The organism is Streptomyces sp. NPDC026538, assembly GCF_055567535.1.
The window spans coordinates 190,069-216,378 of the sequence record NZ_JBVHQG010000003.1 but is presented as its reverse complement, the minus strand read 5'-3'; the positions used below and the strand labels follow the sequence as shown (position 1 = coordinate 216,378).

General features: G+C 70.2%; 21 protein-coding genes and 1 tRNA gene. 11 read left to right on the top strand and 11 right to left on the bottom strand.

Annotated features, from left to right (window positions below):
* The first annotated feature begins 93 nt into the window (after positions 1 to 93).
* The gene (gene thiC / locus ACZ4N4_RS14105) at positions 94 to 1,914 is read left to right on the top strand and encodes a phosphomethylpyrimidine synthase ThiC (RefSeq protein ID WP_467588092.1); all 1,821 of its coding nucleotides are present in this window, start codon (positions 94 to 96) and stop codon (positions 1,912 to 1,914) included.
* 108 nt (positions 1,915 to 2,022) lie between these two features.
* Here the strand turns inward: thiC and ACZ4N4_RS14100 are convergent, their stop codons facing one another.
* From ACZ4N4_RS14100 to ACZ4N4_RS14085, 4 genes are all read right to left on the bottom strand, one after another.
* Positions 2,023 to 3,252 carry a serine hydrolase domain-containing protein gene (locus tag ACZ4N4_RS14100; protein WP_467588090.1) on the bottom strand — a complete coding sequence of 410 codons (1,230 nt, stop codon included), beginning with the start codon at positions 3,250 to 3,252 and terminating at the stop codon, positions 2,023 to 2,025.
* A gap of 217 nt (positions 3,253 to 3,469) precedes the next feature.
* Positions 3,470 to 4,339 carry a hypothetical protein gene (locus tag ACZ4N4_RS14095; protein ID WP_467588087.1) on the bottom strand — a complete coding sequence of 290 codons (870 nt, stop codon included), beginning with the start codon at positions 4,337 to 4,339 and terminating at the stop codon, positions 3,470 to 3,472.
* Positions 4,340 to 4,519: 180 nt separating this feature from the next.
* Positions 4,520 to 5,608 (bottom strand): metallophosphoesterase, encoded by a 1,089-nt coding sequence (locus ACZ4N4_RS14090; protein WP_467588084.1) that lies wholly within the window; start codon positions 5,606 to 5,608, stop codon positions 4,520 to 4,522.
* A gap of 327 nt (positions 5,609 to 5,935) precedes the next feature.
* Complete coding sequence (locus ACZ4N4_RS14085) at positions 5,936 to 7,048, bottom strand: LacI family DNA-binding transcriptional regulator (RefSeq protein ID WP_450760494.1); 1,113 nt, start codon at positions 7,046 to 7,048, stop codon at positions 5,936 to 5,938.
* 437 nt (positions 7,049 to 7,485) lie between these two features.
* On the opposite strand from ACZ4N4_RS14085, the gene hisC reads away from it, so the two are divergent.
* The 4 genes from hisC (at position 7,486) to cydD (ending at position 15,215) form a co-directional block, all read left to right on the top strand.
* A complete protein-coding gene (gene hisC, locus ACZ4N4_RS14080; RefSeq protein WP_453568380.1) occupies positions 7,486 to 8,565 on the top strand; it encodes a histidinol-phosphate transaminase in 1,080 nt (359 codons plus the stop codon).
* 268 nt (positions 8,566 to 8,833) lie between these two features.
* Positions 8,834 to 10,342, top strand: coding sequence for a cytochrome ubiquinol oxidase subunit I (locus ACZ4N4_RS14075; RefSeq protein WP_453568378.1), 1,509 nt, complete (start codon positions 8,834 to 8,836; stop codon positions 10,340 to 10,342).
* 18 nt (positions 10,343 to 10,360) lie between these two features.
* On the top strand, positions 10,361 to 11,368 hold the full coding sequence (gene cydB, locus ACZ4N4_RS14070; protein ID WP_467588079.1) for a cytochrome d ubiquinol oxidase subunit II: 1,008 nt from the start codon (positions 10,361 to 10,363) through the stop codon (positions 11,366 to 11,368).
* A 115-nt stretch (positions 11,369 to 11,483) separates the two neighbouring features.
* Entirely contained in the window at positions 11,484 to 15,215 is a 3,732-nt protein-coding gene (gene cydD / locus ACZ4N4_RS14065) for a thiol reductant ABC exporter subunit CydD (protein ID WP_467588076.1), read from the top strand.
* Position 15,216: 1 nt separating this feature from the next.
* Here cydD and ACZ4N4_RS14060 read toward each other — a convergent pair whose 3' ends face one another.
* The 7 genes from ACZ4N4_RS14060 to ACZ4N4_RS14030 all read right to left on the bottom strand — a co-directional run bounded on the left by ACZ4N4_RS14060 (position 15,217) and on the right by ACZ4N4_RS14030 (position 21,950).
* Positions 15,217 to 16,104 (bottom strand): HAD-IIB family hydrolase, encoded by an 888-nt coding sequence (locus ACZ4N4_RS14060; protein ID WP_467588073.1) that lies wholly within the window; start codon positions 16,102 to 16,104, stop codon positions 15,217 to 15,219.
* Between the two features lie 116 nt (positions 16,105 to 16,220).
* The gene (locus tag ACZ4N4_RS14055) at positions 16,221 to 17,123 is read right to left on the bottom strand and encodes an LLM class flavin-dependent oxidoreductase (protein WP_467588070.1); all 903 of its coding nucleotides are present in this window, start codon (positions 17,121 to 17,123) and stop codon (positions 16,221 to 16,223) included.
* Between the two features lie 42 nt (positions 17,124 to 17,165).
* The gene (locus tag ACZ4N4_RS14050; RefSeq protein WP_467588068.1) at positions 17,166 to 17,630 is read right to left on the bottom strand and encodes a hypothetical protein; all 465 of its coding nucleotides are present in this window, start codon (positions 17,628 to 17,630) and stop codon (positions 17,166 to 17,168) included.
* 19 nt (positions 17,631 to 17,649) lie between these two features.
* Positions 17,650 to 18,219 (bottom strand): RNA 2'-phosphotransferase, encoded by a 570-nt coding sequence (locus ACZ4N4_RS14045; protein WP_467589098.1) that lies wholly within the window; start codon positions 18,217 to 18,219, stop codon positions 17,650 to 17,652.
* 175 nt (positions 18,220 to 18,394) lie between these two features.
* Positions 18,395 to 19,345 (bottom strand): MerR family transcriptional regulator, encoded by a 951-nt coding sequence (locus tag ACZ4N4_RS14040; protein WP_467588065.1) that lies wholly within the window; start codon positions 19,343 to 19,345, stop codon positions 18,395 to 18,397.
* Entirely contained in the window at positions 19,342 to 21,102 is a 1,761-nt protein-coding gene (locus ACZ4N4_RS14035) for an SDR family oxidoreductase (protein WP_467588062.1), read from the bottom strand. Before ACZ4N4_RS14035 ends, ACZ4N4_RS14040 begins: the two co-directional genes overlap by 4 nt.
* Positions 21,099 to 21,950, bottom strand: a complete 852-nt coding sequence (locus ACZ4N4_RS14030) for a M24 family metallopeptidase (RefSeq protein WP_467588059.1) — start codon at positions 21,948 to 21,950, stop codon at positions 21,099 to 21,101. Before ACZ4N4_RS14030 ends, ACZ4N4_RS14035 begins: the two co-directional genes overlap by 4 nt.
* A 225-nt stretch (positions 21,951 to 22,175) precedes the next feature.
* Between ACZ4N4_RS14030 and ACZ4N4_RS14025 the strand changes: the two genes are divergently transcribed.
* From ACZ4N4_RS14025 to ACZ4N4_RS14000, 6 genes are all read left to right on the top strand, one after another.
* The gene (locus ACZ4N4_RS14025; RefSeq protein WP_362559838.1) at positions 22,176 to 23,141 is read left to right on the top strand and encodes an ABC transporter ATP-binding protein; all 966 of its coding nucleotides are present in this window, start codon (positions 22,176 to 22,178) and stop codon (positions 23,139 to 23,141) included.
* Positions 23,131 to 24,039 (top strand): ABC transporter permease, encoded by a 909-nt coding sequence (locus tag ACZ4N4_RS14020; protein WP_453568361.1) that lies wholly within the window; start codon positions 23,131 to 23,133, stop codon positions 24,037 to 24,039. The genes ACZ4N4_RS14025 and ACZ4N4_RS14020 overlap by 11 nt, the downstream gene beginning before the upstream one ends.
* Positions 24,036 to 24,947, top strand: a complete 912-nt coding sequence (locus ACZ4N4_RS14015; RefSeq protein WP_450760516.1) for an ABC transporter ATP-binding protein — start codon at positions 24,036 to 24,038, stop codon at positions 24,945 to 24,947. Before ACZ4N4_RS14020 ends, ACZ4N4_RS14015 begins: the two co-directional genes overlap by 4 nt.
* Positions 24,948 to 24,957: 10 nt before the next feature.
* Complete coding sequence (locus tag ACZ4N4_RS14010; RefSeq protein ID WP_453568357.1) at positions 24,958 to 25,677, top strand: ABC transporter permease subunit; 720 nt, start codon at positions 24,958 to 24,960, stop codon at positions 25,675 to 25,677.
* Positions 25,678 to 25,756: 79 nt separating this feature from the next.
* On the top strand, positions 25,757 to 25,969 hold the full coding sequence (locus tag ACZ4N4_RS14005) for an SGM_3592 family protein (RefSeq protein ID WP_450760519.1): 213 nt from the start codon (positions 25,757 to 25,759) through the stop codon (positions 25,967 to 25,969).
* A 223-nt stretch (positions 25,970 to 26,192) separates the two neighbouring features.
* Positions 26,193 to 26,298 (top strand) — tRNA-OTHER (locus tag ACZ4N4_RS14000).
* Positions 26,299 to 26,310 lie beyond the last annotated feature (12 nt).

Genomic DNA, 26,310 nt, shown 5'->3' with positions numbered 1-26,310 from the left:
AGCGATGTTTCACATGAAACGCCGCCCGACGGAAGCCGCTGCGTCGACCGCCGAACCTGTTACCGGGTAATGCCGGCGTAGGGAGTAGGTCTCATGACCAACGAGGACGCACGCACGCCTGCCTTCAGCCAGGACGAACAGCCCATCGCGGGTGAACCGTCCCCGGAGGCCGGGAAGTCCATCGGCTGGCACAAGGGGTACGTCGAGGGTTCGCGCCCCGACCTTCGGGTGCCGGTCCGTCAGGTGCATCTCACCAACGGGCAGTCGGTCACGCTCTACGACACCTCCGGCCCGTACACCGATCCGCTCGTCGAGACCGACGTCCGCAGGGGTCTGCCGCCGCTGCGGGAGAACTGGATCATCGCCCGTGGGGACACCGCCGAGTACGCGGGCCGTCCCGTCCGTCCCGAGGACGACGGGGTCAAGCACACCTCGCCGCGTGGTGGGCTGCGCAACCTGGACGCGGTCTTCCCGGGCCGCCCGCGCCAGCCGCGTCGCAGCCGGGACGGCGAGGCGGTCACACAACTGGCCTATGCCCGCCGGGGTGAGGTCACCCCGGAGATGGAGTACGTGGCCCTCCGCGAGAACGTCTCCCCCGAGGTCGTCCGTGAGGAGATCGCGGCGGGACGGGCCGTGTTGCCGGCCAACGTCAACCACCCGGAGATCGAGCCGATGATCATCGGCAAGCGGTTCCTGGTGAAGGTCAACGCCAACATCGGCAACTCGGCGGTGACCTCCTCGATCGAGGAGGAGGTCGAGAAGATGACCTGGGCGACCCGCTGGGGCGCCGACACGGTCATGGATCTGTCCACCGGGCGCAACATCCACACCACCCGCGAATGGGTGCTGCGCAACTCCCCCGTCCCTATCGGCACGGTGCCGCTCTACCAGGCTCTGGAGAAGGTCGACGGCAGGGCCGAGGAGCTGACCTGGGAGATCTACAAGGACACGGTGATCGAACAGGCCGAGCAGGGCGTGGACTACATGACCGTCCACGCGGGCGTGCGGCTGCCGTATGTGCCGCTCACCGCCAACCGCAAGACCGGCATCGTCTCGCGCGGCGGCTCGATCATGGCGGCCTGGTGCCTCGCGCACCACAAGGAGTCGTTCCTGTACGAGAACTTCGAGGAACTCTGCGAGATCCTCGCCGCCTACGACGTCACGTACTCGCTGGGCGACGGCCTGCGTCCCGGCTCCATCGCGGACGCCAACGACGAGGCCCAGTTCGCGGAGTTGCGCACGCTCGGAGAACTCAACCGGATCGCCAGGCGTTTCCACGTACAGACGATGATCGAGGGCCCGGGCCATGTCCCGATGCACAAGATCAAGGAGAACATCGACCTTCAGCAGGAGATCTGCGACGAAGCTCCGTTCTATACGCTCGGCCCGCTGACCACGGACGTCGCGCCGGCGTACGACCACATCACCTCCGGCATCGGTGCCGCGATGATCGCCTGGTGGGGCACGGCGATGCTGTGCTACGTCACGCCCAAGGAGCACCTGGGTCTGCCCAACCGGGACGACGTCAAGACCGGCGTGATCACCTACAAGATCGCCGCCCACGCGGCGGACCTCGCCAAGGGCCACCCGGGCGCGCAGGAGTGGGACGACGCGCTGTCCGACGCCCGCTTCGAGTTCCGGTGGGAGGACCAGTTCAACCTCGCCCTGGACCCGGACACGGCACGCGAGTTCCACGACGAGACGCTTCCGGCGGAGCCGGCGAAGACGGCCCACTTCTGCTCGATGTGCGGGCCGAAGTTCTGCTCGATGAAGATCAGCCACAGCATCACGGAGCGGTTCGGTGGGGCGGCGGCTGACGGAGCGTCTGCCGAGGAGGTCGTGGAGGGGATGCTGCAGAAGTCGAAGGAGTTCGCGGCGAACGGCAACCGGGTGTACCTGCCGATCGCGGACTGACATCGACCGCTGGCGCGCTGCACCGGAATACCGGCAACGGCCCGGGGTGCAGCGCCCCCGCTCTGGTCGGCGAACGGCTGCGGCTGCGCGCCCAGAGGACGGTACGGCCTAGCTCTTCGCGGGCCTGTCGCACAGGGCGTGGTCGACGAGGGCGCCCGTCGCGCGGTTGAGGGCGGCCAGGTCCGGCGGCGCGGTGGTGGTGGTGATGGAGACGGTCACCGCTCGTTTGCCGTCCGCGCTCACCGCGGGGCGGGTGTTGACGCCCGCCCCGTCGCCCTCGTGGGTGTAGTAGAAACCGCCGCAGGAGAGCGGGATCCTGCGCAGCCCGAGACCGTAGGTGCCCTCGGGCATTTCCGCCACGTCCTCCGGATCGTCGGTCCGCTGGACGGTCCGCCGCATCTCACGCCACTGCTCGGCCGGCAGCAGCTTTCCGCCGGCCAGCGCCCGGAAAAAGGTGTTCAGGTCGGCGGTGGTGCTCACCACCCCGGAGTCCGCGGTGTGCTGGAAGCTGTGCTCGGTGACGTCGAGACGCTTGCCGTCGGCGGCCGTCAGGTACGCGTGCACGTGCGGGTCGGGCAGGTAGGGGTCGAGCCCGGGAACGGAGGTGTTCCGCAGTCCCAGCCTCGCGATCACCCGGTGCTCGACCAGCGCGTCCCAGGGTGCGCCGCCGGCCTTCTCCGCGATCATCCCGGCCAGCAGGTAGTTGGTGTTGGAGTACGCCCATCGGGTGGTCCCGCCCGGCTCCGGCACGAACACCGGCCGGTGCTTCATCGCCACCGCGACCAGGTCGGCCGCCGGAGTGGCGTCGTAGCGGTTCTCGTCGAAGTGGTTGATCAGCCGGTCCTGGATCTCCGGGTCGTCGATGTAGTCGTACAGGCCGCTGGTCTGGCGGAGCAGGTCGCGGACGGTGATCCGGCCGCCGTCGTTGCCGTTGCCCGCGACGACGCCCGGCAGCCAGTGCTCGGCGGTGTCGTCCAGCGACAGCCGCTTCTCCGCGACGAGTTGCAGGACCACGGTCGCCACGAACGTCTTCGTCGTGCTCGCCACGCGGAAGTGCGAGTTCCACGGGATCGGGGCCGAGGAGGCGGCCGTCCGGGTGCCGATGCGTGCCATGAGCGGCGCGCCGTTCCTTCGGTCCACCCTGGCCAGCACGTTCACGTCGCCGCCCCCGGCCTTCCGCACGGCTGCCAGGTCCTGCCGGAGTGCGGCTCGGTCGTAGGAGTGTCTTGCGGTCGTGGGATCGGCGGTGGCGGCGGTCGCGACCGCGGGTGAGCCCAGCGCGAGCAGCGCTGCCGCCAGCACGGCGGCCCTGCCCTTTTTCGACAACGGCATCTGCATGTTCGAATCCCCCGGTGCTCTGCGTCCTGGTCGGTGACGATCACCAGCCAACCGGATCCGCATGCGCCGGAGAATGGGACTGGCCTCCGAAGGAGGGGTGTACCCAGCCCCCCTTCGTCGTCACCCGCCGGCCCCCTTCGCCCTCACCCACCAGGGACGGCACATTCGCGTGGACCGGGTGTCCGGCCTGCGCCCCCGGCCGGGGGCGCAAGCCGCGCTATTCCGGCTGGTGCTCCGGGCCTCCGAAATCCGGGCTGGTGTAGTCCGGGCTGGTGAAGCTCGGCCGCGAGGCGGGTGCGGCGCCGTCATCGGTGCTGAAACCGGGGCGGTCGTAGCCCAGGCGCGGCATCCGGCTCCCCGGACCCGACTGGGTCGCACGGCGCAGTTCGGCCGTGCCGGGCTCGGTGGCCAGTGCTTCCCGCAGGAAGGGCAGGATGCCGCGCTCCAGCAGGGCGTCCCGCCAGGCGTCCCGGGCCTTGACCACCTTCCCGCCGGGTTCGCCGTAGGCTCCGGCCTCCAGTGAGGGACTGTTGCGCAGTGCGGTGAGCAGCAGCCCCGCGCCGGCCATGAGGATGGCGGCCGCGGTCAAGACGCCGAAGACCCAGCCGGCGGTGAGCATGGTCTGGGCGAACGCCGGGGCCGGGTCCAGCATCTTCAGGACGTAGCCGACGAGCAGGAAGATCGCGGCGGCGGTGCCGGCGAGCACGGGCGCCAGGACCAGGGCGAGGGCGAAGCCGCCGGCACCCGTGGTCTCGGCGGCCTCGCCGAGGGTGGTGGCGAGCCCCATCGCACCGCCCGTGGCCGACTCCCCGGAGCCGGACTCGTGGACAGTGGCCGGGGTGGACCGCGCAGGGTTGCGCAGTTCCTCGCGGACCTTCACATAGTGCTGGTACTCGGTCGCCGCGGCCGCCGTTATCAGTGCGGTGGCGTTGAGCGCCATGGTGCGCAGCTGTTCGGTGTTCAAACGCTGGCCGGTACCGGCCAGTTCGGGACGGTAAGGGGAGGAGCGCAGCGCCTCATCGAGGATCCGCTCGTATTCCTGGCGGTCCTCGCTGTGCAGGTGCTGCGGAACGCTGTTCATGTGCATCCCCCGATGCTCCGTAGGGCTTGGGGCTCGCACGCCGGCGAGCCGTCGGGCAGAAACGGAGGGGAGCCTGCTACGGATAAACCGATGGTAGAGCCGTTAAGGCACGCGGTGACAGGGGGTTGCCGGAAATTGGGGGTGGCCCGCGTGTGACATCGGGGTACAGAACAGCGTGCCGAACGTTCAGCTGTCCAGTGGAAGTTGCCTGACCAGCAGCTTTCCGGCCATGGTCACTCCGCCGTCCATGGCGATGGCCAGCCCGTCCGCGTAGACGTGCGGTCCCTCTACCACGGGGCCGGTGGTCTCCTCGCCCTCCTCGGAGCCGACTTCCCCCAGCAGATAGGGAATCGGGCTGTGCCCGTGAACGATGCGGGTGCCGCCGTACGTATCGAGAAGGGAACGGACGGCGTCTGCACCCCCCTCGTCGCGGAAGGAGAACCGCTTGGTGAACTTACGGAACAGGTCCCAGACCTCGTCCGCGTCGTTACGGGTGATGGTCTCGCGGACCGTGTCGTTGACCGCCTCGATCGAGTCGCCGTAGTCGAGGTAGGCGGTGGTGTCGGAGTGGACCAGCAGATAGCCGTCGACCTCCTCGACCGCGTCCAGGCGGGCCATCCACTGGAGGTGGTGGTCCTGGAGCCGGTCCATGTCGGTCTTCTGACCGCCGTTGAGCAGCCAGGCCGCCTGGAAGGTGGCGGTGCCCGCGCCGGAGTTGACGGGTGTGTCGCCGAACCGCTTGGCGCCGAGCAGCAGCAGCTCGTGGTTGCCCATGAGCGCCTTGCAGTAGCCGCCGGCCGCGGCCGCCTCGGCGGACAGCCGCATCACCAGGTCGATGACGCCGATGCCGTCCGGACCCCGGTCGGTGAAGTCGCCGAGGAACCACAGCCGAGCGGTGCCCGCGCACCAGTGCCCGTCCGTGTCGGTCAGTCCCTGTTCCCGCAGCGCGTCGATCAGCTCGTCGAAGTAACCGTGCACGTCACCGACGACGTACAGCGGACCCGGACCGGCCGCCGTCTGTGCGGCCGGATCGGCGGCCGGGTCGACCGGCGGCCGGAGGGTGTCGCCGCGGTTGATGACGGGCAGGTCGCGCTGGGTGGGCGTGTACCCCTCGGGATATCCGTCGGGATACGGCTCGTCGAGCGCCGGAGCCACGTCGCCGGGGTGGGTGCTCTGGACGTACGGACCGGTCTCGTTGACGTACGCGGGCACCCGGAAGTCGCGCAACGTCGCCGTCCGCTCCGCTTCGGGTCCCTGACCGGCCCCCTGAGTCATCAGACCCCTCCACCATCGCGCCGCATCTGCACCGCTTCGGACTGCCTGGTCGCAGCGGCCCGCGGTGTCGTGGGCCCATCATAGGAATGCGCGTCGCGCCGTGTGATGACCCAGGGGTGGTGAATCGGAGCGGGACTCCAGTTCCGTGCGGCTTTCGCCCCGGTTGGGCAGGGGTTCGTCCGCCCGCCGCTCACCTGCCGGCCGTCTTTCGACGACGTCCGGCAGGCGCGTCGGCCGCCGCCCTGCGCGCACGGACCGTCCGGGCGGGCGTAGGCAGCGGCCGTGTGTGGGTGCGGGGCGCCCGTGCGTGGGTGCGGAGCGTCCGTACTACTCCTCCTCCGGTGCCCGCGGCGGGCTGACCGTGGTGCGCTGCGGGCGTCGCTGGGAGGAGGTACGCACGATCAGTTCGGTCGGTATCACCTGCTCGACCGGCTGGTCCGACTCCACTCCCTCGATCGCGTCGATGAGCAGCTGCACCACCGCCGTGCCGATGCGGCGCGGCTTCAGGGAGAGCGTGGTGATGGGCGGCTCGGTGTTGGCGTACACGGTCGACTCGCTGCAGCACACCAGCAGCAGGTCCTCGGGGACGCGCAGCCCGTAGCGGCGGGCGGCGGCGAGCAGGTCGGTGCCGTTGGGGTCGAAGAGGCCGTAGACGGCGTCGGGGCGGTCCGGGCGGGCCAGCAGCCGGTCGGCGGCGACCGCGCCCGCACAGGGGTCGTGCGCCGGGTAGGCCTCGTAGACCGGGTCCTGGCCGACCCGTTCGCACCAGCGCAGGTAGGCGGTGGTGGACAGATGGGTGTACGTGTCCGTCGTGGTGCCCGTGAGCAGGCCGATCCGGCGGGCGCCCGCGTCGGCGAGATGGTCGAGGATGCCGAGTACGGCGGCCTCGTGGTCGTTGTCCACCCAGGCGGTGACCGGGAGCGAGCCGGCCGGGCGGCCGTCGGAGACCACCGGCAGCCCCTGCCGGACCAGCTCGCTGACCACCGGGTCCTGGTCGGACGGGTCGATGACGACCGTGCCGTCCAGGGCGACGTTCGACCACACGTCGTGGCGCGAGGTCGCCGGAAGGATCACCAGGGCGTAGCCGCGGGCGAGCGCGGCCGAGGTGGCGGCCCGCGCCATCTCGGCGAAGTACGCGAACTCGGTGAAGGTGAAAGGTTCATCCCCGTACGTCGTCACGGTCAGGCCGATCAGTCCCGACTTGCCGGTACGGAGGGTGCGGGCGGCGGCCGAGGGTCGGTACCCCAGCCGGTCGGCGACCTCGCGGACGTGGCGCCGGGTGGCATCCGGGAGCCGGCCCTTGCCGTTCAGGGCGTCGGAGACGGTCGTGATGGAGACTCCGGCGGCGGCGGCCACGTCTCTGATGCCCGCCCGGCCCGGCCGGCTGCCTCGCCGAGAGGTTTCCGCGCGGCTCACCTGGTGCTTCCCTGCTGCTGTCATGGCGAGCCGATAGTAGGGCTCATGCGGTGGGGTAGTGCGGACGCATATGCACGCGTTGACAGGCACGTTTCTGCAAGGTCAAAGGGGGTCAACTACCTTAGAAAGACAGTCAGTTGAACGATCCAATGGCGAGACGTGACTTGTCGGCACGCATGGGCCTGCCAAGTGCCCGATGTCTCGAAGAGGTCTCAACTCACCTTCACGGGTGATGCGCGCCACGGCGTGAGCCACCGGCGCGTAGATATATGTAGGGCGCGCCCCCGAAAAATGCGCCTTCGCGTGGTGATGCCCGTGATGCCAGTGGGACGGATGAGGTCAGGCACCCGCCTACCGGGTCGCTCCGCTGCTGTACGCAGCGGCACCGAATCCTCATAAGGTAAGCAGTATTGGATGCCGGCGGCGCGGACGGTCCGCCGGTGGTCGCGAGGAGGACTGCGGTGAGCGAGACGAGCCCCAAGCTGCGCGCCGAGCTGGAGAGCATCCCCACCTACAAGCCGGGCAAGCCTGCCGCGGCCGACGGCCCGGTCGCCTACAAGCTCTCCTCCAACGAGAACCCGTATCCTCCGCTGCCCGGAGTGCTGGAGTCCGTGACCGCGGCCGTTGCCTCCTTCAACCGCTACCCGGACATGGGGTGCACGGCACTGATGAACGAGCTCTCGGACCGCTTCGGCGTCCCGCTCGGCCATCTGGCCACCGGCACCGGCTCGGTCGGCGTCGCCCAGCAGCTGATCCAGGCCACCAGCGGCCCGGGCGACGAGGTGATCTACGCCTGGCGGTCCTTCGAGGCCTACCCGATCATCACGCAGATCAGCGGCGCCCGCTCGGTCCAGGTGCCGCTCACGCCAGGGGACGTGCACGACCTCGACGCGATGGCGGACGCGATCACCGACCGCACCCGCCTGATCTTCGTCTGCAACCCCAACAACCCGACCGGCACGGTCGTGAAGCGAGCCGAACTGGAGCGCTTCCTGGACCGGGTGCCGAGTGACGTGCTGGTGGTCCTCGACGAGGCCTACCGGGAGTTCATCCGCGACCCCGAGGTGCCCGACGGCGTCGAGATCTACCGCGAACGACCGAACGTCTGTGTCCTGCGGACCTTCTCCAAGGCGTACGGCCTCGCCGGGCTGCGCGTCGGCTTCGCGATCGCCCATGAGCCGGTGGCGGCGGCGCTGCGCAAGACGGCGGTGCCGTTCGGCGTGAGCCAGCTCGCCCAGGAAGCGGCGATCGCCTCGCTGCGGGCCGAGGACGAACTGCTGGGCCGGGTCGGCTCGCTGGTGTGCGAGCGGCAGCGGGTGGTCGCGGCGCTCCGTGCCCAGGGCTGGACGGTTCCGGAGACCCAGGCCAACTTCGTGTGGCTGCGGCTGGGGGAGCGCACGACGGCCTTCGCGCAGCTCTGTGAGGAGCACGGCGCGGTCATCCGGCCGTTCCCGGGCGAGGGTGCCCGGGTGACGATCGGGGAGACCGAGGCGAACGACATCTTCCTCAAGGCGGCGGAGAACTTCCGCAAGGAGCTCTAGCCGCAAGGTGCCTAGGCCGTCGGTCAGTTCCACCTGTACGGGGTCGCCGTGAGGCGGCCCCGTTGTCGTACGGGTTTCACGTGGAACCGCGGGCCGCGGGGTGGCGTGACGGAGAAGACAGGCCCCCCATGGCTGCGTCGAAAATCAGTGCGTCATAATGGCTTGTGAATGTGAATGCATTCACAAGCTCGTCCCCTTTGGTCCGTGATGTACGTGACAAAGAGGGCAAAGTGCCGCTGTACCCCGGCGACGTAAGGAGACTGACGACGTGGACCTGGCTCTGGCGCCGGAGACACTGGCGCGTTGGCAGTTCGGCATCACCACCGTCTACCACTTCCTGTTCGTCCCGTTGACGATCTCTCTCGCCGCCCTCACGGCGGGCCTGCAGACCGCATGGGTGCGCACGGAGAAGGAGAAGTACCTCAGGGCGACCAAGTTCTGGGGCAAGCTCTTCCTGATCAACATCGCGATGGGTGTGGTCACCGGCATCGTGCAGGAGTTCCAGTTCGGCATGAACTGGTCGGACTACTCGCGGTTCGTCGGTGACATCTTCGGCGCCCCGCTCGCCTTCGAGGCACTGATCGCGTTCTTCTTCGAGTCCACCTTCATCGGGCTGTGGATCTTCGGCTGGGACAAGCTGCCCAAGAAGATCCATCTGGCCTGCATATGGATGGTCTCCATCGGCACGATCCTGTCCGCGTACTTCATCCTCGCGGCCAACTCGTGGATGCAGCACCCCGTCGGCTACAAGATCGACAAGGTGAAGGGGCGCGCCGAACTGACCGACTTCTGGGCCGTCCTGACCCAGAACACCGCGCTGGCCCAGGCCTTCCACACGCTGACCGCGTCCTTCCTGACCGGTGGCGCGTTCATGGTCGGCATCGCCGCCTTCCACCTGTTCCGCAAGAAGCACATCACCGTGATGAAGACCTCGCTGCGGCTGGGTCTGGTCACCGTCGTCATCGCCGGCCTGCTCACCGCGATCAGCGGCGACACCCTCGGCAAGGTCATGTTCAAGCAGCAGCCGATGAAGATGGCCGCCGCCGAGGCTCTGTGGGACGGCCAGGAATCCGCGCCGTTCTCGGTCTTCGCCTACGGCGACGTGAGCAAGGGCCACAACACCGTCGAGCTGTCGGTCCCCGGCATACTGTCGTTCCTCGCCGACGACGACTTCAACTCGTACGTCCCCGGCATCAACGACACCAACAAGGCCGAGCAGCAGAAGTACGGTCCGGGCGACTACCGCCCGATCGTCCCCGTCACCTTCTGGGCGTTCCGCTGGATGATCGGCTTCGGCATGGCGTCCTTCGCCATCGGCCTGGTCGGACTCTGGCTGACCCGCAAGAAGTTCATGCTGGCCCAGCATCTGCGGGTCGGTGAGGACGAGGTGCCGCATCTGGTCCTCTTCAAGAACAAGGCCCTCAGCCCGAAGCTCGGCAGGCTGTACTGGCTGGTGGCGATCTGGACGCTGGGCTTCCCGCTGATCGCCAACTCCTGGGGCTGGATCTTCACCGAGATGGGCCGTCAGCCCTGGGTCGTGTACGGCGTTCTGCAGACCCGTGACGCGGTCTCCCCCGGTGTCTCTCAGGCCGAGATCCTCATCTCGATGATCACCTTCACCGCGCTGTACGCCGTCCTCGCCGTCATCGAGGTCAAGTTGCTCGTGAAGTACATCAAGGCCGGCCCGCCCGAGCTCACCGAGGACGACCTCAACCCGCCCACGAAGATCGGTGGCGAGGCGCGTGACGCCGACAAGCCGATGGCCTTCTCGTACTAGGCCGAGGGAGACGCAGTCATGGAACTTCACGACGTCTGGTTCGTCCTGATCGCCGTCCTGTGGACCGGCTACTTCTTCCTGGAGGGCTTCGACTTCGGGGTCGGCATCCTCACCAAGCTGCTCGCCCGGGACCGGCCGGAGAAGCGGGTGCTGATCAACACGATCGGCCCGGTCTGGGACGGCAACGAGGTGTGGCTGCTCACCGCGGGCGGTGCGACCTTCGCCGCCTTCCCCGAGTGGTACGCCACGCTCTTCTCCGGCTTCTATCTGCCGCTGCTGGTCATCCTGGTCTGCCTGATCGTCCGGGGTGTCGCCTTCGAGTACCGGGCGAAGCGGCCCGAGGAGAGGTGGCAGCGCAACTGGGAGACCGCGATCTTCTGGACCTCGCTGATCCCGGCGTTCCTGTGGGGCGTGGCCTTCGCGAACATCGTGCGGGGCGTGAAGATCGACCAGCACTTCGAGTACGTCGGCAACGTATGGGACCTGCTCAACCCGCACGCCCTGCTCGGCGGACTGGTGACGCTGACCCTGTTCACCTTCCACGGAACGGTGTTCACCGCCCTCAAGACCGTCGGTGACATACGGGTAAGGGCGCGGAAGCTGGCGACCAAGGTCGGCCTGCTCGCCGCCGTGCTGGCGCTGGCCTTCCTGGTGTGGACGCAGGCGGACAGCGGGGACGGCAAGAGCCTGGTGGCCCTGGTCGTGGCGGTCGCCGCGCTGGTCGCCGCCCTGGGAGCCAACCTGCGGGGCCGCGAGGGATGGGCGTTCGCCCTGTCCGGCATCACCATCGTGGCCGCCGTGGCGATGCTCTTCCTGTCGCTCTTCCCGAACGTCATGCCGTCGTCGCTCAACGCGGACTGGAACCTCACGGTCACCAACGCCTCGTCGAGCCCCTACACCCTGAAGATCATGACGTGGCTGGCGGCGATCGCCACGCCCCTCGTCATGCTCTACCAGGGGTGGACGTACTGGGTGTTCCGCAAGCGGATCGGCACGCAGCACATCGCAGCCGAGACCGCCCACTGAGTCGGCGCCGAGTCGGTACTCAGTCCGTACTGGCTTCGCACTGACTGCGCGCTGAATCCGCATGAGTCCAAGGAGTGGGTGTTTCACGTGAAACACCCACTCCGGGCCGAAGGGCATGTTTCACGTGAAACCAATCGATCCGCGTCTGCTGCGCTACGCCCGAGCCACTCGTCTCTTCTTGATCGCGGTCGTCGGCCTCGGTGCGGCGGGGGCCGGGCTGGTCATTGCCCAGGCGATGCTCATCGCCGAAGTGGTGGTCGGCGCCTTCCAGCACGACCACTCGGTATTCGAACTCCGCACTCCTCTGCTGCTGTTGGTGGCCGTTGCCATCGGTCGGGCGTTGGTCTCCTGGCTGACCGAGCTTGCCGCGCACCGGGCGAGTGCGGCGGTCAAGTCCGAACTGCGGGGGCGGCTTCTCGACCGGGCTGTGGCGCTCGGTCCCGGCTGGCTGAGCGGTCAGCGGACGGGGTCACTGGTCACCCTCGCCACGCGCGGCGTCGACGCCCTCGACGACTACTTCTCGCGCTACCTGCCCCAGTTGGGGCTCGCCGTGGTCGTACCGGTCGCGGTGCTCGCCCGGATCGTCACCGAGGACTGGGTGTCCGCGGCGATCATCGTCGGCACTCTGCCGCTCATCCCGCTCTTCATGGTGCTGATCGGCTGGGCCACCCAGTCCCGTACGGACCGCCAGTGGCGGCTGCTGTCCCGGCTGTCCGGCCACTTCCTGGATGTGGTTGCCGGGCTGCCCACGCTGAAGGTGTTCGGGCGGGCCAAGGCGCAGGCCGAGTCCATCCGGCGGATCACCGGCGAGTACCGGCAGGCGACCATGCGGACCCTGCGGATCGCCTTTCTCTCCTCCTTCGCGCTGGAACTGCTCGCCACGCTGTCGGTGGCACTGGTCGCCGTGACCATCGGTATGCGGCTGGTCCACGGCGACATGGACCTGTACATCGGGCTGGTCATCCTGGTGCTGGCGCCCGAGGCATACCTCCCGCTGCGGCAGGTGGGTGCCCAGTTCCACGCGGCGGCGGAGGGGCTCGCGGCGGCGGAGGAGATCTTCGCGGTGCTGGAGACGCCGGTGCCGGTGTCCGGTACGGGCGAGATCCCCTCCGCGGCCTCCCTGGCCTTCGAAGGAGTGACGGTCCGCTACCCGGGACGCTCGGCGGACGCGGTGACCGAGGTGTCGTTCACCGTGGAACCCGGCGAGACCGTCGCACTGGTCGGCCCGAGTGGAGTGGGCAAGTCGACGCTGCTGAACGTGCTGCTGGGGTTCGTGCGGCCGACGGCGGGCCGGGTGCGGATCGGGGGAGCCGAGCTCGGCGAGGTGGACCTGGAGGCGTGGCGGTCGCGGATCGCGTGGGTGCCGCAGCGGCCGCATCTGTACGCCGGGACGATCGCCGAGAACGTACGGCTCGCGCGTCCCGACGCGGACGACGAGGCGGTACGGCGGGCGTTGCGGGACGCGGGGGCGCTGGAGTTCGTGGAGGCGTTGCCGGACGGCGCCGGGACCGTGCTCGGCGAGGACGGGGCCGGACTGTCCGCCGGGCAGCGGCAGCGGCTGGCGCTGGCGCGGGCGTTCCTGGCGGACCGGCCCGTGCTGTTGCTGGATGAGCCGACGGCTGCGCTGGACGGGGCGACCGAGGCGGAGGTCGTGGCGGCGGTACGACGGCTTGCCGCGGGGCGGACGGTGTTGCTGGTGGTGCACCGGCCGGCGCTGCTCTCGGCGGCGGACCGGGTGGTGCGGCTCTCCGGCAGCGAGGCCCCCAGGGGGCTCCGCCCCCTCGGCCCCCAGCCGCTTCCCCAACCCACCACCCGACTCGGTCGATGGGAAGACGAGGAGACCGAGCAGCTCGGTCGACTGGAAAGCGGTCCGGCGGAGTTGCGCGGCGAGCTGGAAAGCGGTCCGGCGGAGTTGTGCGAACCGGAAAGCGGGCCGACGGACTTGCTCGGGCAGATCGGATCGCCCGGTCGGCCGGAAAGCGGCTCGGTGGAGGGGCTCGGTCGGTCGGCGGGGGGCTCGGCGGGGCGGCTCGGGCTTTCCGGACGTGGCTCGGGGAAGCCGGTGGCCGGGTCTCGGCGGGGCGTTCTGAAGCGGCTTCGGGGGGACTCCGGGGCTCGGCAGGGGCGGTTGCTGCTCGCTCTTCTGCTGGGAGCTCTCGCGCTCGGCAGCGCCGTGGGGTTGATGGCGACCTCCGGGTGGCTGATCTCGCGGGCCTCGCAGCAGCCGCCGGTGCTGTATCTGATGGTCGCCGTGACGGCGACGCGGGCTTTCGGAATCGGGCGGGCCGTGTTCCGGTACAGCGAACGGCTCGTGTCGCACGACGCCGTGCTGCGGATGCTCGCCGACACCCGGGTCGCCGTCTACCGGCGCCTTGAACGGCTCGCGCCTGCCGGGCTCCGCGCGACCCGGCGCGGGGATCTGCTCAGCCGGCTGGTCGCCGACGTGGACGCTTTGCAGGACTACTGGCTGCGGTGGCTGCTGCCCGCCGGGGCCGCGATGGCCGTGTCCGCCGGGGCCGTGGGGTTCACCGCCTGGCTGCTGCCCGAGGCGGGCGCCGCCCTGGCCGTGGGGCTGCTGGCGGCCGGCGCCGGGGTCCCGCTGGTGACCTCCGCCGTGGCCCGTCGCGCCGAGCAGCGGCTGGCGCCCGCCCGCGGCCTGCTCGCGACCCGGGTCACCGACCTGCTCACCGGCACCGCCGAACTGACCGTCGCCGGTGCGCTGCCCGCCCGTACCGCCGAGACCCGGCAAGCCGACCGCACGCTCACCCGGATCGCCTCGCGGGCCGCCACCGCCACCGCGCTCGGTGACGGACTGACCGCTCTGCTGACGGGTCTGACCGTCGCCGCCACGGCACTGCTGGGCGCCCAGGGGGTCGCCGACGGCCGGCTGAGCGGGGTGGCGATGGCCGTGGTCGTGCTCACTCCGCTGGCCGCCTTCGAGGCCGTACTCGGGCTCCCGCTCGCCGTGCGGCACCGGCAGCGGGTGCGCAGGAGCGCCGAGCGCATCTACGAGGTGCTGGACGCGCCCGAGCCCGTACGCGAGCCCGAGCGTCCGCGCCAAGCGCCCGCCACGCCCTTCCCCGTCGTACTGAAGGGCCTGTCCGCCCGTCACGAGGGACGGCGTCAGGACGCGCTCGCGGGGCTCGACCTCACCCTCCACGAGGGGCACCGGATCGCCGTGGTCGGCCCCTCCGGCTCCGGCAAGACGACCCTCGCCCAGATCCTGCTGCGGTTCCTCGACCCGGGGGCGGGCTCCTACACCCTGGCCGGCGTGGACGCGCAGGGCATGGACGGCGACGACGTACGCCGGCTCGTCGGGCTGTGCGCCCAGGACGCCCACCTCTTCGACAGTTCCGTACGCGAGAACCTGCTGCTCGCCCGCAAGGACGCCACCGAGGAGGACCTGCGGGACGCGCTCGGCCGGGCCCGGCTGCTGGACTGGGTGGACGGGCTGCCCGACGGGCTCGACACCCTCGTCGGCGAGCACGGGGCCCGGCTGTCCGGCGGGCAGCGGCAGCGGCTGGCGCTCGCCCGGGCACTGCTCGCGGACTTCCCGGTGCTTGTCCTCGACGAGCCCGCCGAGCACCTCGACCTGCCCACGGCGGACGCGCTCACCGCGGATCTGCTGGCCGCCACCGAGGGCCGTACGACCGTGCTCATCACCCATCGGCTGGCGGGCCTGGAGGCCGTGGACGAGGTGGTCGTGCTCGACGGGGGCCAGGTGGTGCAGCGCGGACCGTACGCGGAGCTGGCCGCCGTGGCCGGGCCGTTGCGGGGGATGGCGGAGCGGGAGGCGGCGACGGAGTCGCCGGCGGAAACGCCTGAGGGCCTGGTGGGTGCGGCTTGAATCAGCTGCGAGTGGCCAGCAGCTGTTCGATCACGACCGCGACACCGTCCTCGTTGTTGGCGACCGTGCGGCCGGAGGCGGCGGCGATCACGTCGGGGTGGGCGTTGCCCATCGCGTACGACTGTCCGGCCCAGGTCAGCATCTCGACGTCGTTGGGCATGTCGCCGAAGGCCACGACCTCCTCGTGCGAGATGCCGCGCTCGGCGCACTCCAGGGCCAGCGTGCTGGCCTTGGACACTCCCGGACCACTGATCTCCAGCAGGGCGCTGGGGCTGGACCGGGTGACGTTGGCGCGGTCGCCGACGGCGAGACGGGCGAGGGTGAGGAAAGCGTCGGGGTCGAGGTCGGGGTGGTAGGCGAGGATCTTGAGCACGGGCTCGCCGGCGCCCCGGCCGTCGGCCGCGAGGATCTCCTCGGCGGGCAGCAGATGGTCCGGCGTCTCCAGGTGCAGCTTGGGATAGGCAGGCTCCTGGTGAAAGCCGTACGTCTGCTCGACCGCGTACACCGTGCCGGGTGCGGCGTCGCGCAGCAGCCGTACCGCGTCCAGCGCGTTCTCCCTGGCCAGTTCGCGTACCTTCACGAAACGGTGGGCGCCGGGGCCGCCGTGCAGGTCCACCACGGCGGCGCCGTTGCCGCAGATCGCCAGGCCGTGGCCGTGGACGTGGTCGCTGACGACGTCCATCCAGCGGGCCGGGCGGCCGGTGACGAAGAAGACCTCGATACCCGCCTCCTCGGCGGCGGCCAGCGCGGCGACCGTCCTCGGGGAGACCGACTTGTCGTCGCGCAGCAGGGTGCCGTCGAGATCGGTGGCGATCAGCCGGGGCGGGGTGGCGAAGGCGGGGGACTCGGGCTGTCGGGTCGCTGAGGTCACCGGCCCATTCTCGCGCATATGCCCGCACGCCCGTGCGGTGCTCCGTACAGATGAGACACAGATGACTTGCCGAGCATGCTCCGGGTACGGCCCGGTGCCCCTCGACCCCAGTCCGGCGGCTCTGCCTGTCGGCCTCAGGCCAGCTGGGCAGGGGCCTCCATGGCGATCTGCTCGAAGACCTTCTCGTCGGCCGCGAAGTCCGAGTCCGGGATGGGCCAGTGGATCACCAGCTCGGTGAAGCCCAGTTCCTGGTGGCGGCCGGCGAAGTCCACGAAGGCGTCCAGAGAGGCCAGCGGACGGGCCCGGTCCGGGGTGAACCCGGTGAGCAGGATCCTGTCCAGCTCCGACGCGTCCCGGCCGATCGCCGCGCAGGCCTCGCCGAGCTTCGCTGTCTGACCGCGCAGCGCCTCGACGGACTGCTCGGGCGTGCCGTTCTCGTACAGCTTCGGATCGCCGGTGGTCACCCACGCCTGTCCGTGCCGCGCGGCCAGCTTCAGCCCGCGCGGGCCGGTGGCCGCGACCGCGAAGGGCAGCCGGGGCCGCTGCACGCAGCCCGGAATGTCACGCGCCTCGTGGGCCGAGTAGAACTCGCCCTCCTGTGTCACGGAGTCCTCGGTGAGCAGCCGGTCGAGCAGCGGCACGAACTCGGCGAACCGGTCGGCGCGCTCGCGCGCGGTCCACGGTTCCTGGCCCAGCGCGGTGGCGTCGAAGCCGGTGCCGCCGGCGCCGATGCCGAGCGTCACCCGGCCGCCGGAGATGTCGTCGAGGGAGATCAGTTCCTTGGCGAGCGTCACCGGGTGCCGGAAGTTCGGCGACGTGACGAGCGTGCCCAGACGCAGCCGGTCGGTGACGGACGCGGCGGCGGTCAGCGTCGGAATCGCACCGAACCACGGGCCGTCCCGGAAACTGCGCCAGGACAGGTGGTCGTAGGTGTACGCGGTGTGGAAGCCCAGTTCCTCGGCCCGCGTCCAGGCGGTACGGCCGCCCTCGCTCCAGCGGCGGTACGGCAGGATCACGGTGCTCAGACGCAGACTCATGCGTCCGAGACTAAGGGCCTGGACCGACGACGGACGAAACGGTCACCGTATGCGGCCGCTCAGCCACGGCGTGAGGAGGCTGACGGTGAGGCACTCCTTGTATGTGCGGTCCCCGGGCAGCGGTACGACCAGCCAGGCCATGGGCGGGAAGCGGCGGGAGCGGACATGGGCCAGCCCGCCGAAGACGGAGCGGAGGAACGCGGGCACGTCGTCGCGCGGGAGGTCGTGGAACGCGACGCCCTCCACCGTGATCAGCGCGTCGTCGTCCGGGTAGAGCCGCACGCTCACCTGGGGCAGTCCGCCGAACTCGGCGTACGCCTCGTGCGGCAGCGAACCGTCCGGGTCCGTGGTGACGCCGAAGCCCGCCGCGCCGCGCCGGGAGGTCTGGTCGGCACCGATGTCGTGGGTCACCTCGATCTCGCGGCCGAACTCGGCGGCGACCGCGTGCAGGGCGGTCACGGCCGCCTCGGTAGTGGGGAGTTGGTCCCTGCGGTCACTCTGGTCCATACCAGCCATCATGCAGGGGTCAGTGCGGGTCGGGGAAGCGCAGGTATTGCGGCGGTACGGCTTTCGTCAGCCACACCCCGTTCGCGCTGACGTGGAAGACATGGCCGGCCCGGTGCATCGCGCCCGCGTCCACCGACAGCACGACCGGGCGCCCGCGCCGGGCACCGACCCGGGTCGCGGTCTCGCGGTCGGCCGACAGATGCACGTCGTGCCTGTTCATCGGGCGGAGACCCGCGGTCCGGATCGCGTCCAGGTACCGGGCCACCGTCCCGTGGTAGAGGTACGGCGGCGGGGTCGCCGGGGGCAGTCCGAGCTCGACGTCGACGCTGTGGCCCTGGCTGGCGCGGATCCGGGCGCCTTCGATCGCGAAACGCTGCTTGTCGTTGGCGGCGACGACGTGGTCGAGTTCCTCGCGGGTGACCGGGAAGCCGTGCGCCGCTGCCGCCGCGAGCAGCGTGTCGATCTCCACCCAGCCGGCCTCGTCGAGCGTGAGGCCGATGCGCTCGGGCTGGTGGCGCAGGTGTTTGGAGAGGTACTTCGACACCTTCACGGTGCGCCGCTCGTCCCACGTCCTGTCGTTCTGTCCGATGGTCGGCTTGTCGTTCTTTTCGTGGTGCGGTCTCTGACTCTTCTTGTCGTTCACGCCACCAGCGTGCCGGGAGAGACGCGGATCACGCAGTTATTTTTCGCCCGAGGTTTGATCCACAACCAAGTCTGGTTATCCACAGGGCAATTGGCCGCGCTGTGGACAACCGCTGGGCGTTTCACGGTGTTTCGTCAAGATCGTTAACAGGTCTGTGATCTGTGGTGAGAGCGTCCAAGTGGCGTGCCCTGGCCTCTCGTTCGGCGGCCAGGGCGATGAACTCGGCGATGTTGTCCGGGCCAACGAGACGTCCTACGGCCTGAATCGTGTCGGCGGGGAGAGACACGGTACGTGTCTCCTCCCGAGAGTTCGGCTGCTCCCCCGCGCCAAGTCGCCGGCGCACCTCGCGGGTCGCGAACAGGCGCATGGCACGGGCCAGTTCGGCGTCCACGGTCTGCTGGGCGAGCGGGCGCAGGCGCCGTACCAGGGAGGCCGCCTCGGCCGCTTTCGCGTCGGTGCGGTGGTGCGGGTCGTCGAGGTAGCGGGCGAAGACGTGCTCGGTGGTGAACTCCAGGAAACGGGCGGCTATGTGCTCGACCTGGACCCGCAACTCCCGCAGATGGTCCGAGATCGCGGTGAGCGGTACGCCCGCCGCGTACAACTCGGCGGCCACGGCCAGCTCTTGGGGGCTCGGGACGAGGAAGGAGTCGGGGTCGTCCGGCACCGGTTCCAGGACTCCGAGTGCCACGGCCTCGGCCACGGCGGTGTCGTCGGGGGTGCCGCCGAAGCGGGCGTCCAGGTCGGCGCGGGACAGCCGGGCCGGCTCCTCGTCGGTCCAGGGCCCCTCGGCCTCGGTGACGAGGCCCAGGACGCCGGCCAGGCCGCGGCCGGTGTCCCAGGCGTCGAGGAGCTCCTTGATGGAGGCCAGGGTGTAGCCGCGGGCGAGGAGATCGGCGATCTGGTGGAGGCGGGTGAGGTGGACGTCGGAGTAGAGGTTGGCCCGCCCCTGGCGTTCCGGGCGCGGGAGGAGACCCTTGTCCTGGTAGGCGCGGATGGTTCGGACGGTGGTCCGGGACCGGTGGGCCAAGTCCTCGATGCGGTAGGTCTTGTGGGGCGGGGGATCGGCCGTCACAGCCTCGGCTCCATCCTCGCGATCCTCCGCAGCACCCCCGGCGCCACCCGCGACAGCATCCGCGCCCCCCGTGCCTCCGGGGTCACCGGTACCACCGCCCTGTTGTGCTCCACCGCCTCCAGAATCGCCGAAGCGACCTTCTCCGGAGGGTAGTTGCGCATCCCGTACAGGCGGGCCGAGCGCTGCTGCCTGCGTCGCTGCTCCGCGTCGTCGACCCCGGTGAAGCGGGCCGTCGAGGTGATGTTGGTGTTGACGATGCCGGGGCAGATCGCGGTCACGCCGATGCGCTGAGCGGCGAGTTCGGCGCGCAGGCACTCGGACAGCATCAGGACCGCCGCCTTGGAGGTGCTGTAGGCCGGCAGCGCCCGCGAGGGCTGGAAGGCGGCCGCCGAGGCGACGTTCACGATGTGGCCGCCCTGGCCGCGGTCCGCCATCCGCGCGCCGAACAGGCGGCAGCCGTGGATCACGCCCCAGAGGTTGACGTCCAGGACCTTGCGCCAGTCCTCCGTGGTCGTCGTGAGGAACGAGCCGGACAGGCCGATACCCGCGTTGTTGACCAGTACGTCCAGGACCCCGTACTCGCGGTGGACCCGCTCGGCGAGCTTCTCCATGGCCTGTTCGTCGGAGACGTCGGCCGTCTCGGGCCATGCGTCCGCCGCTCCGATCAGCCGGGACAGCTCGGCGGTGCGGGCGGCGGCCTCCGCGTCCCGGTCCACGGCCACCACGCGCGCGCCCGCCTCTGCGAAGGCGAATGCCGTGGCCCGGCCGATACCGCTGCCGGCGCCGGTGACCAGCACCAGCTGGCCGCCGAACCGCTGGGCATGGCGGTCCGCGCGCTTCGGCTCGGTGCCCCGGCCGTCCTCGACGGAGATCACGAACTCCTCGATCCAGGCCGCCACCTGGTCCGGGCGGGTGCGCGGGATCCAGTGCTTGTCGGGCAGGGTGCGGCGGGTCAGCTGCGGTGCCCAGCGCTCCAGGTCGTCGTACAGCCGCTCGGAGAGGAAGGCGTCGCCCAGGGGCGTGATGAGCTGCACGGGCGCGTGCGCGTACGCGTCCTCGCGCGGGCGGCGCAGCCGGGGCCGTACGTTGTCGCGGTACAGCCAGGCACCGTGCGCCGCATCGGAGCGGAGGGAGCCGGTCGGGTAGTCCCCGGCGGGGAGCCTCTCGGCCCGTCGGAGGATGCCCGGCCAGGCCTTGCCCAGCGGGCCGCGCCAGGCCAGTTCGGGGATGGCGGGGGTGTGCAGCAGATACACGTACCAGGACTTGGCGCCCTGGCCGAGGAGCTGTCCCAGCCGGCGGGGCGTGGGACGCTTCACGCGCGCGTTGATCCAGTGTCCGAAGTGGTCGAGGGACGGCCCGGACATCGAGGTGAAGGAGGCGACGCGGCCCTCCGTGCGCCCCACGGTGACGAACTCCCAGGACTGCACCGAGCCCCAGTCGTGGCCGACCAGGTGCACCGGGCGGTCCGGGCTCACCGCGTCGATCACCGCCAGGAAGTCGTCGGTCAGCTTGGCCAGCGTGAAGCCGCCGCGCAGCGGTTGCGGTGCGGTCGAGCGGCCGTGGCCCCGGACGTCGTACAGCACCACGTGGAAGCGCTCGGCCAGGCGGGGCGCGACCTCGGACCAGACCTCCTTGCTGTCCGGGTAGCCGTGGACGAGGACGACCGTCGGCTGTGCCGGGTCGCCCAGTTCCGCCACGCACAGTTCGATGCCGCCGGTGCGTACCCGGCGCTCGCGTGCGCCCTTCAGTGCCGTCACTTGTCCTCCGCCCAGCGCCGCACGTGCGGCAGATCGTCGTCCAGCCAGAAGGCGCTCTGCTCGGGGTCCCGGGAGTCGGTGACCACGAGGATCTCCTCGAACTTGGCTCCGGTGCCCCGGAAGCCGAGGTGTGGTTCGACCGCCCACAGGCCCGGTCGGGGCGGGTGGTCGGAGAAGCGGTACGGCGACCACAGCGGCGACCAGCCCTCGCGGTGGCCGTGCAGGGCGTCGGCGGCGAGGCCCTTCAGGGACTGGGTGCCGAACCCGAAGAGGTGAGGTGACCAGCGGCGCTGCCTCACCCGGTCCACCTTGTGGGCGATCACGCCGAACGGGTACGCGCGGTGCCGGTTGGCGTAGCCCTGGCGGACCATCAGGCGGTCCACGTCCTCGTAGATCTCGCGCAGCGGGCGCCGTTCGCGCACCTCGCGCAGGATCAGCTCCCGGTGTGCCTCCAGGTCGGCCATCAGCCGGTCCTGCACGGGGTTGATGCCGAGGGAGCCCGAGTAGCCGATGTCGGCCGTGAAGCCGTCGTAGACCGGGGCCAGGTCCAGGATGAACGGCATCCCGGGGGCCAGCCGGCGGTCGGTCGGGAAGAACTGCAGCGGTATGCGGAAGTCCGTGAACGCGGTGCGGTCGCCGAACCAGGCGAAGGGGAGGTGGAACCAGTCCCGTACGCCACGGACGCGCAGCCACTCGCGCTGCATCCGGGCCGCCTCGCGCTCGGTGATCCCGGGCTCCAGCCGGGCCGCGACCGCCTCCGCGCATTCGTACGCGAGTCGCTGCACCCGCCGGAAACCCTTCAGCTCCGTGGCGCGTTCGGAGAGTACGTCCTGCACTGTCGTCGTCATCCGCCCCGTCCCCATCGACTGCGGTACGCGTCCGTAACCTGACACTGGTGAATGTGACAGTTGTTAGAGGCGACGTCAACAGGAGGCGCAAAGCCTGTGGATAACTCTGTGTAGCTCTCAGGCAGGGGATCCCCTAGGGTCCCGTAATACTCGAGAGTGATGCGAAGACGGCTCTCGGGTCTGACGACCTCCGTGGTCCACATCACTACCTTCGATGACGTGACTGTGATCGCGACCGAAAGCCTGAGCAAGCGGTTCCCCCGGGTGACCGCGCTCGACCGGCTGTCCGTGGACATCGGACCCGGTGTGACCGGACTCGTCGGAGCCAACGGCGCCGGCAAGTCCACCCTGATCAAGATCCTGCTGGGTCTGTCCCCCGCCAGCGAGGGCCGAGCCGAGGTGCTCGGCCTCGACGTGGCGACCAAGGGTGCCGCCATCCGCGAGCGGGTGGGCTACATGCCGGAGCACGACTGCCTGCCGCCCGACGTCTCGGCCACCGAGTTCGTCGTGCACATGGCCCGCATGTCCGGCCTGCCGCCCGCCGCCGCGCGCGAGCGCACCGCCGACACCCTGCGCCATGTCGGGCTCTACGAGGAGCGGTACCGCCCCATCGGCGGCTACTCGACCGGCATGAAGCAGCGCGTCAAGCTCGCCCAGGCGCTGGTGCACGACCCCCAGCTGGTCTTCCTGGACGAGCCGACCAACGGCCTCGACCCGGTCGGCCGCGACGAGATGCTCGGCCTGATCCGCCGGATCCACACCGACTTCGGCATCTCGGTCCTGGTCACCTCGCACCTGCTCGGTGAACTGGAGCGCACCTGCGACCACGTGGTCGTCGTCGACGGCGGCAAGCTGCTGCGCTCCAGCTCCACCACGGACTTCACCCAGTCCACGACCACCCTCGCGATCGAGGTCACCGACAGCGACGAGCACCCCGACGGCACCCGCGCGGTGCGCGACGCGCTGCACGCGCGCGGGGTGGAGACGGACCACGAGGGCGGCGGCCTGCCCGGCGCCGGCCACATCCTGCTGCTCACCGCCCAGGGCGAGGAGACGTACGACCTGGTGCGTGACGTCGTCGCCGACCTCGGGCTCGGCCTGGTGCGCATGGAGCAGCGCAGACACCACATCTCCGAGGTCTTCACCAGCAGCGACGAGCAGCGGAAGGAGGCGGCCGTCCATGGCGGTTGAGCAGCCTCTGGCCACCCCCGCGGGTGACCAGTCCCGTATCCACGACATCGGCTACCGCGGCTACGACGGCCCGCGCCTGGGCCGCGCCTACGCCCGCGTGTCCCTCTACTCGCAGACCCTGCGCGGCTCCTACGGCCTCGGCCGCTCGGTGAAGTCCAAGGTGCTGCCGATGCTGCTGTTCGCGGTGATGTGCGTGCCGGCGGCCATCATGGTGGCGGTCGCCGTCGCCACCAAGGCGCACGAACTCCCGGTGTCGTACACGCGGTACGCGATCATCATGCAGGCCGTCATCAGCCTGTACGTCGCCTCGCAGGCACCCCAGGCGGTCTCCCGCGACCTGCGCTTCAAGACCATCCCGCTGTACTTCTCGCGGCCCATCGAGACCGCCGACTACGTCCGGGCCAAGTTCGCGGCCCTGGCCTCGGCGCTGTTCATCCTCACCGGAGCCCCGCTGGTCGTGCTGTACGTGGGCGCCCTGCTGTCCAAGATGGACTTCGCCCACCAGAGCAAGGGATTCGGCCAGGGACTGGTATCGGTGGCCCTGCTGTCCCTGCTGTTCGCCGGCATCGGCCTGGTCATCGCCTCGATCACGCCCCGCCGCGGCTTCGGCATCGCCGCCGTGATCGCCGTACTGACCATCTCCTACGGGGCGGTCTCCACCCTCCAGGCCATCGCGGACTCGCAGGGCAGCACCGGCGCCATCCCGTGGATCGGCCTGTTCTCGCCCGTCACCCTGATCGGCGGCCTGAGCACCGCCCTCCTCGGTGGCACCAACACCTTCCCGGGCGGAGACGGACCCTCCCACGCCCAGGGCGCGGTGTACGTGCTCGTCGTCCTCGGCCTCATCGCCGCGAGCTATGGCCTGCTGCTGCGCCGCTACAAGAAGGTGGGACTGTGACCACGCTCTCCATCGACCACGTCTCCCGCTGGTTCGGCAACGTGGTCGCCGTCAACGACATCACCATGACCATCGGCCCGGGCGTCACCGGCCTGCTCGGCCCCAACGGTGCCGGAAAGTCCACCCTCATCAACATGATGGGCGGCTTCCTCGCCCCCTCCACCGGCACGGTCACCCTCGACGGACAGCCCACCTGGCGCAACGAGGCCATCTACAAGCACATCGGCATCGTCCCCGAGCGAGAGGCGATGTACGACTTCCTCACCGGCCGCGAATTCGTCGTCGCCAACGCCGAGTTGCACGGCCTCGGTGCCAAGGCCGCCCAGAAGGCGCTGGCCACGGTGGAGATGGAGTACGCGCAGGACCGCAAGATCTCGACGTACTCCAAGGGCATGCGCCAGCGTGTGAAGATGGCGTCCGCCCTGGTCCACGACCCCTCGCTGCTCCTGCTCGACGAGCCCTTCAACGGCATGGACCCGCGCCAGCGCATGCAGCTGATGGACCTGCTGCGGAAGATGGGCGACGAGGGCCGTACGGTGTTGTTCTCCTCGCACATCCTCGAAGAGGTCGAGCAACTCGCCTGGCACATCGAGGTGGTGGTCGCCGGCCGGCACGCCGCCAGCGGCGACTTCCGCAAGATCCGCCGTCTGATGACCGACCGCCCGCACCGTTACCTGGTCCGCTCCAGCGACGACCGCACCCTCGCGGCCGCGCTGATCGCCGACCCGTCGACCTCGGGCATCGAAGTCGACCTCACCGAGGGCGCGTTGCGTATCCAGGCCGTCGACTTCGGCCGCTTCACCGCCCTGCTGCCGAGGGTCGCCCGCGACCACGGCATCCGGCTGCTCACGGTCTCGCCGTCCGACGAGTCCCTCGAATCCGTGTTCTCGTATCTGGTCGCGGCGTAGGAGGCCGAAGATGTACGACCCCACAGTCGCCCGGCTCACTTATCGAGCCCTGCTCGGCCGCCGCCGGGCCCTCATCCTGGGGGCGCTGCCCCTGCTGCTCATCGCGATCTCGGTCGTCGTCCGGGGCCTTGCCGGCGCCGACGACCAGACCGCCTCCGACCTGCTCGGCGGCCTCGCGCTCGCGACCATGGTGCCGATCATCGGCGTCATCGCCGGCACGGGGGCCATCGGCCCGGAGATCGACGACGGCTCGGTGGTGTACCTGCTGTCCAAGCCGATCAAACGGCCGACGATCATCCTCACCAAGCTGATCGTGGCGATCGCCGTGACGATGGTGTTCTCGGCCCTGCCGACACTGATCGCGGGCTTCATCCTCAACGGCAACGGCCAGCAGATCGCCGTCGCCTACACGGTCGCCGCGCTGGTCGCGTCGATCGCCTACGCGGCGCTCTTCCTGCTGCTGGGCACGGTGTCCCGGCACGCGGTCGTCTTCGGGCTCGTCTACGCGCTGGTCTGGGAGGCGCTGTTCGGCTCCCTCGTCCCGGGCGCGCGCACGCTGAGCGTCCAGCAGTGGTCCCTGGCGGTCGCCCACAAGGTGACGGGCGGCGACCTGGTCACGTCCGACGTGTCCCTGGTGACGGCCACGGTGCTGCTGATCGCGGTGACGGTCCTGGCCACCTGGTACGCCGGCCAGAAGCTGCGCTCGCTGACGCTGGCGGGCGAGGAGTAGACGCCCGCTTTATTGACGGGGGCTTCACCTCTGTCCGGGCACACTGGACAAAGCGGGTGCACTGCGTAGGAGGCGCGGGATGGCTGAGGGGTTCGGAGACGGGGACTGGGACGGGGTTGTCCTGGACGAGGACTTCATACGGTCCGCGGGGACTTCGGAGCCGTCCGCGCGGGCGCGGATGCTGGCCGCGAGGTGGAAGGCCGAGGGGCCGGAGCCGCAGCCGTGGCGGTCGGACGAGCCGCCGGCGGGGTGGTTCTTCAGCAAGGGGCGGCGTAGGTGGTGGCGCCGGTGAGGTGGTGGGGCGGCCGCGGGCGCCCGCAAAATCAGTAGCGCCCAACTCGGCTCGAAGGCACAGTTGTTGTGTCACCCCACCATCTGGGAGAGGAGCCGGACGATGTCCATGCACGACAGTACGTCCCGCTCCCGTCAGGGCAGCCTGCGGCGGATCGCCATGTAGCTGCCCGGGGCGGCCGCTTCGAGCACGCGATGGTCGCTCTCGCGTGGGCCGCCCACCCGGAGGATTGGCCGAGTGGTAAGGCACTGGCTTGCGCTGTGCTTGATGCAGAGCAAGCCCTGGTCGGGCCCGGAAAGCCCGCGCACGTTCGATCCGTGCATCCTCCGCACCGCTTCGAC

What these genes read in the sequence shown, in the direction of transcription:
- ACZ4N4_RS14050 (WP_467588068.1), bottom strand. Translation starts at nt 17,630, where the DNA reads ATGGACCAGAGTGACCGCAGGGACCAACTCCCCACTACCGAGGCGGCC.
- ACZ4N4_RS14060 (WP_467588073.1), bottom strand. Translation starts at nt 16,104, where the DNA reads ATGCGCGAGAATGGGCCGGTGACCTCAGCGACCCGACAGCCCGAGTCC.
- ACZ4N4_RS14085 (WP_450760494.1), bottom strand. Translation starts at nt 7,048, where the DNA reads ATGACAGCAGCAGGGAAGCACCAGGTGAGCCGCGCGGAAACCTCTCGG.
- ACZ4N4_RS14095 (WP_467588087.1), bottom strand. Translation starts at nt 4,339, where the DNA reads ATGCACATGAACAGCGTTCCGCAGCACCTGCACAGCGAGGACCGCCAG.
- ACZ4N4_RS14020 (WP_453568361.1), top strand. Translation starts at nt 23,131, where the DNA reads ATGGCGGTTGAGCAGCCTCTGGCCACCCCCGCGGGTGACCAGTCCCGT.
- ACZ4N4_RS14010 (WP_453568357.1), top strand. Translation starts at nt 24,958, where the DNA reads ATGTACGACCCCACAGTCGCCCGGCTCACTTATCGAGCCCTGCTCGGC.
- cydB (WP_467588079.1), top strand. Translation starts at nt 10,361, where the DNA reads ATGGAACTTCACGACGTCTGGTTCGTCCTGATCGCCGTCCTGTGGACC.
- ACZ4N4_RS14005 (WP_450760519.1), top strand. Translation starts at nt 25,757, where the DNA reads ATGGCTGAGGGGTTCGGAGACGGGGACTGGGACGGGGTTGTCCTGGAC.
- ACZ4N4_RS14090 (WP_467588084.1), bottom strand. Translation starts at nt 5,608, where the DNA reads ATGACTCAGGGGGCCGGTCAGGGACCCGAAGCGGAGCGGACGGCGACG.
- ACZ4N4_RS14100 (WP_467588090.1), bottom strand. Translation starts at nt 3,252, where the DNA reads ATGCAGATGCCGTTGTCGAAAAAGGGCAGGGCCGCCGTGCTGGCGGCA.
- cydD (WP_467588076.1), top strand. Translation starts at nt 11,484, where the DNA reads ATGTTTCACGTGAAACCAATCGATCCGCGTCTGCTGCGCTACGCCCGA.
- ACZ4N4_RS14030 (WP_467588059.1), bottom strand. Translation starts at nt 21,950, where the DNA reads ATGACGACGACAGTGCAGGACGTACTCTCCGAACGCGCCACGGAGCTG.
- thiC (WP_467588092.1), top strand. Translation starts at nt 94, where the DNA reads ATGACCAACGAGGACGCACGCACGCCTGCCTTCAGCCAGGACGAACAG.
- ACZ4N4_RS14055 (WP_467588070.1), bottom strand. Translation starts at nt 17,123, where the DNA reads ATGAGTCTGCGTCTGAGCACCGTGATCCTGCCGTACCGCCGCTGGAGC.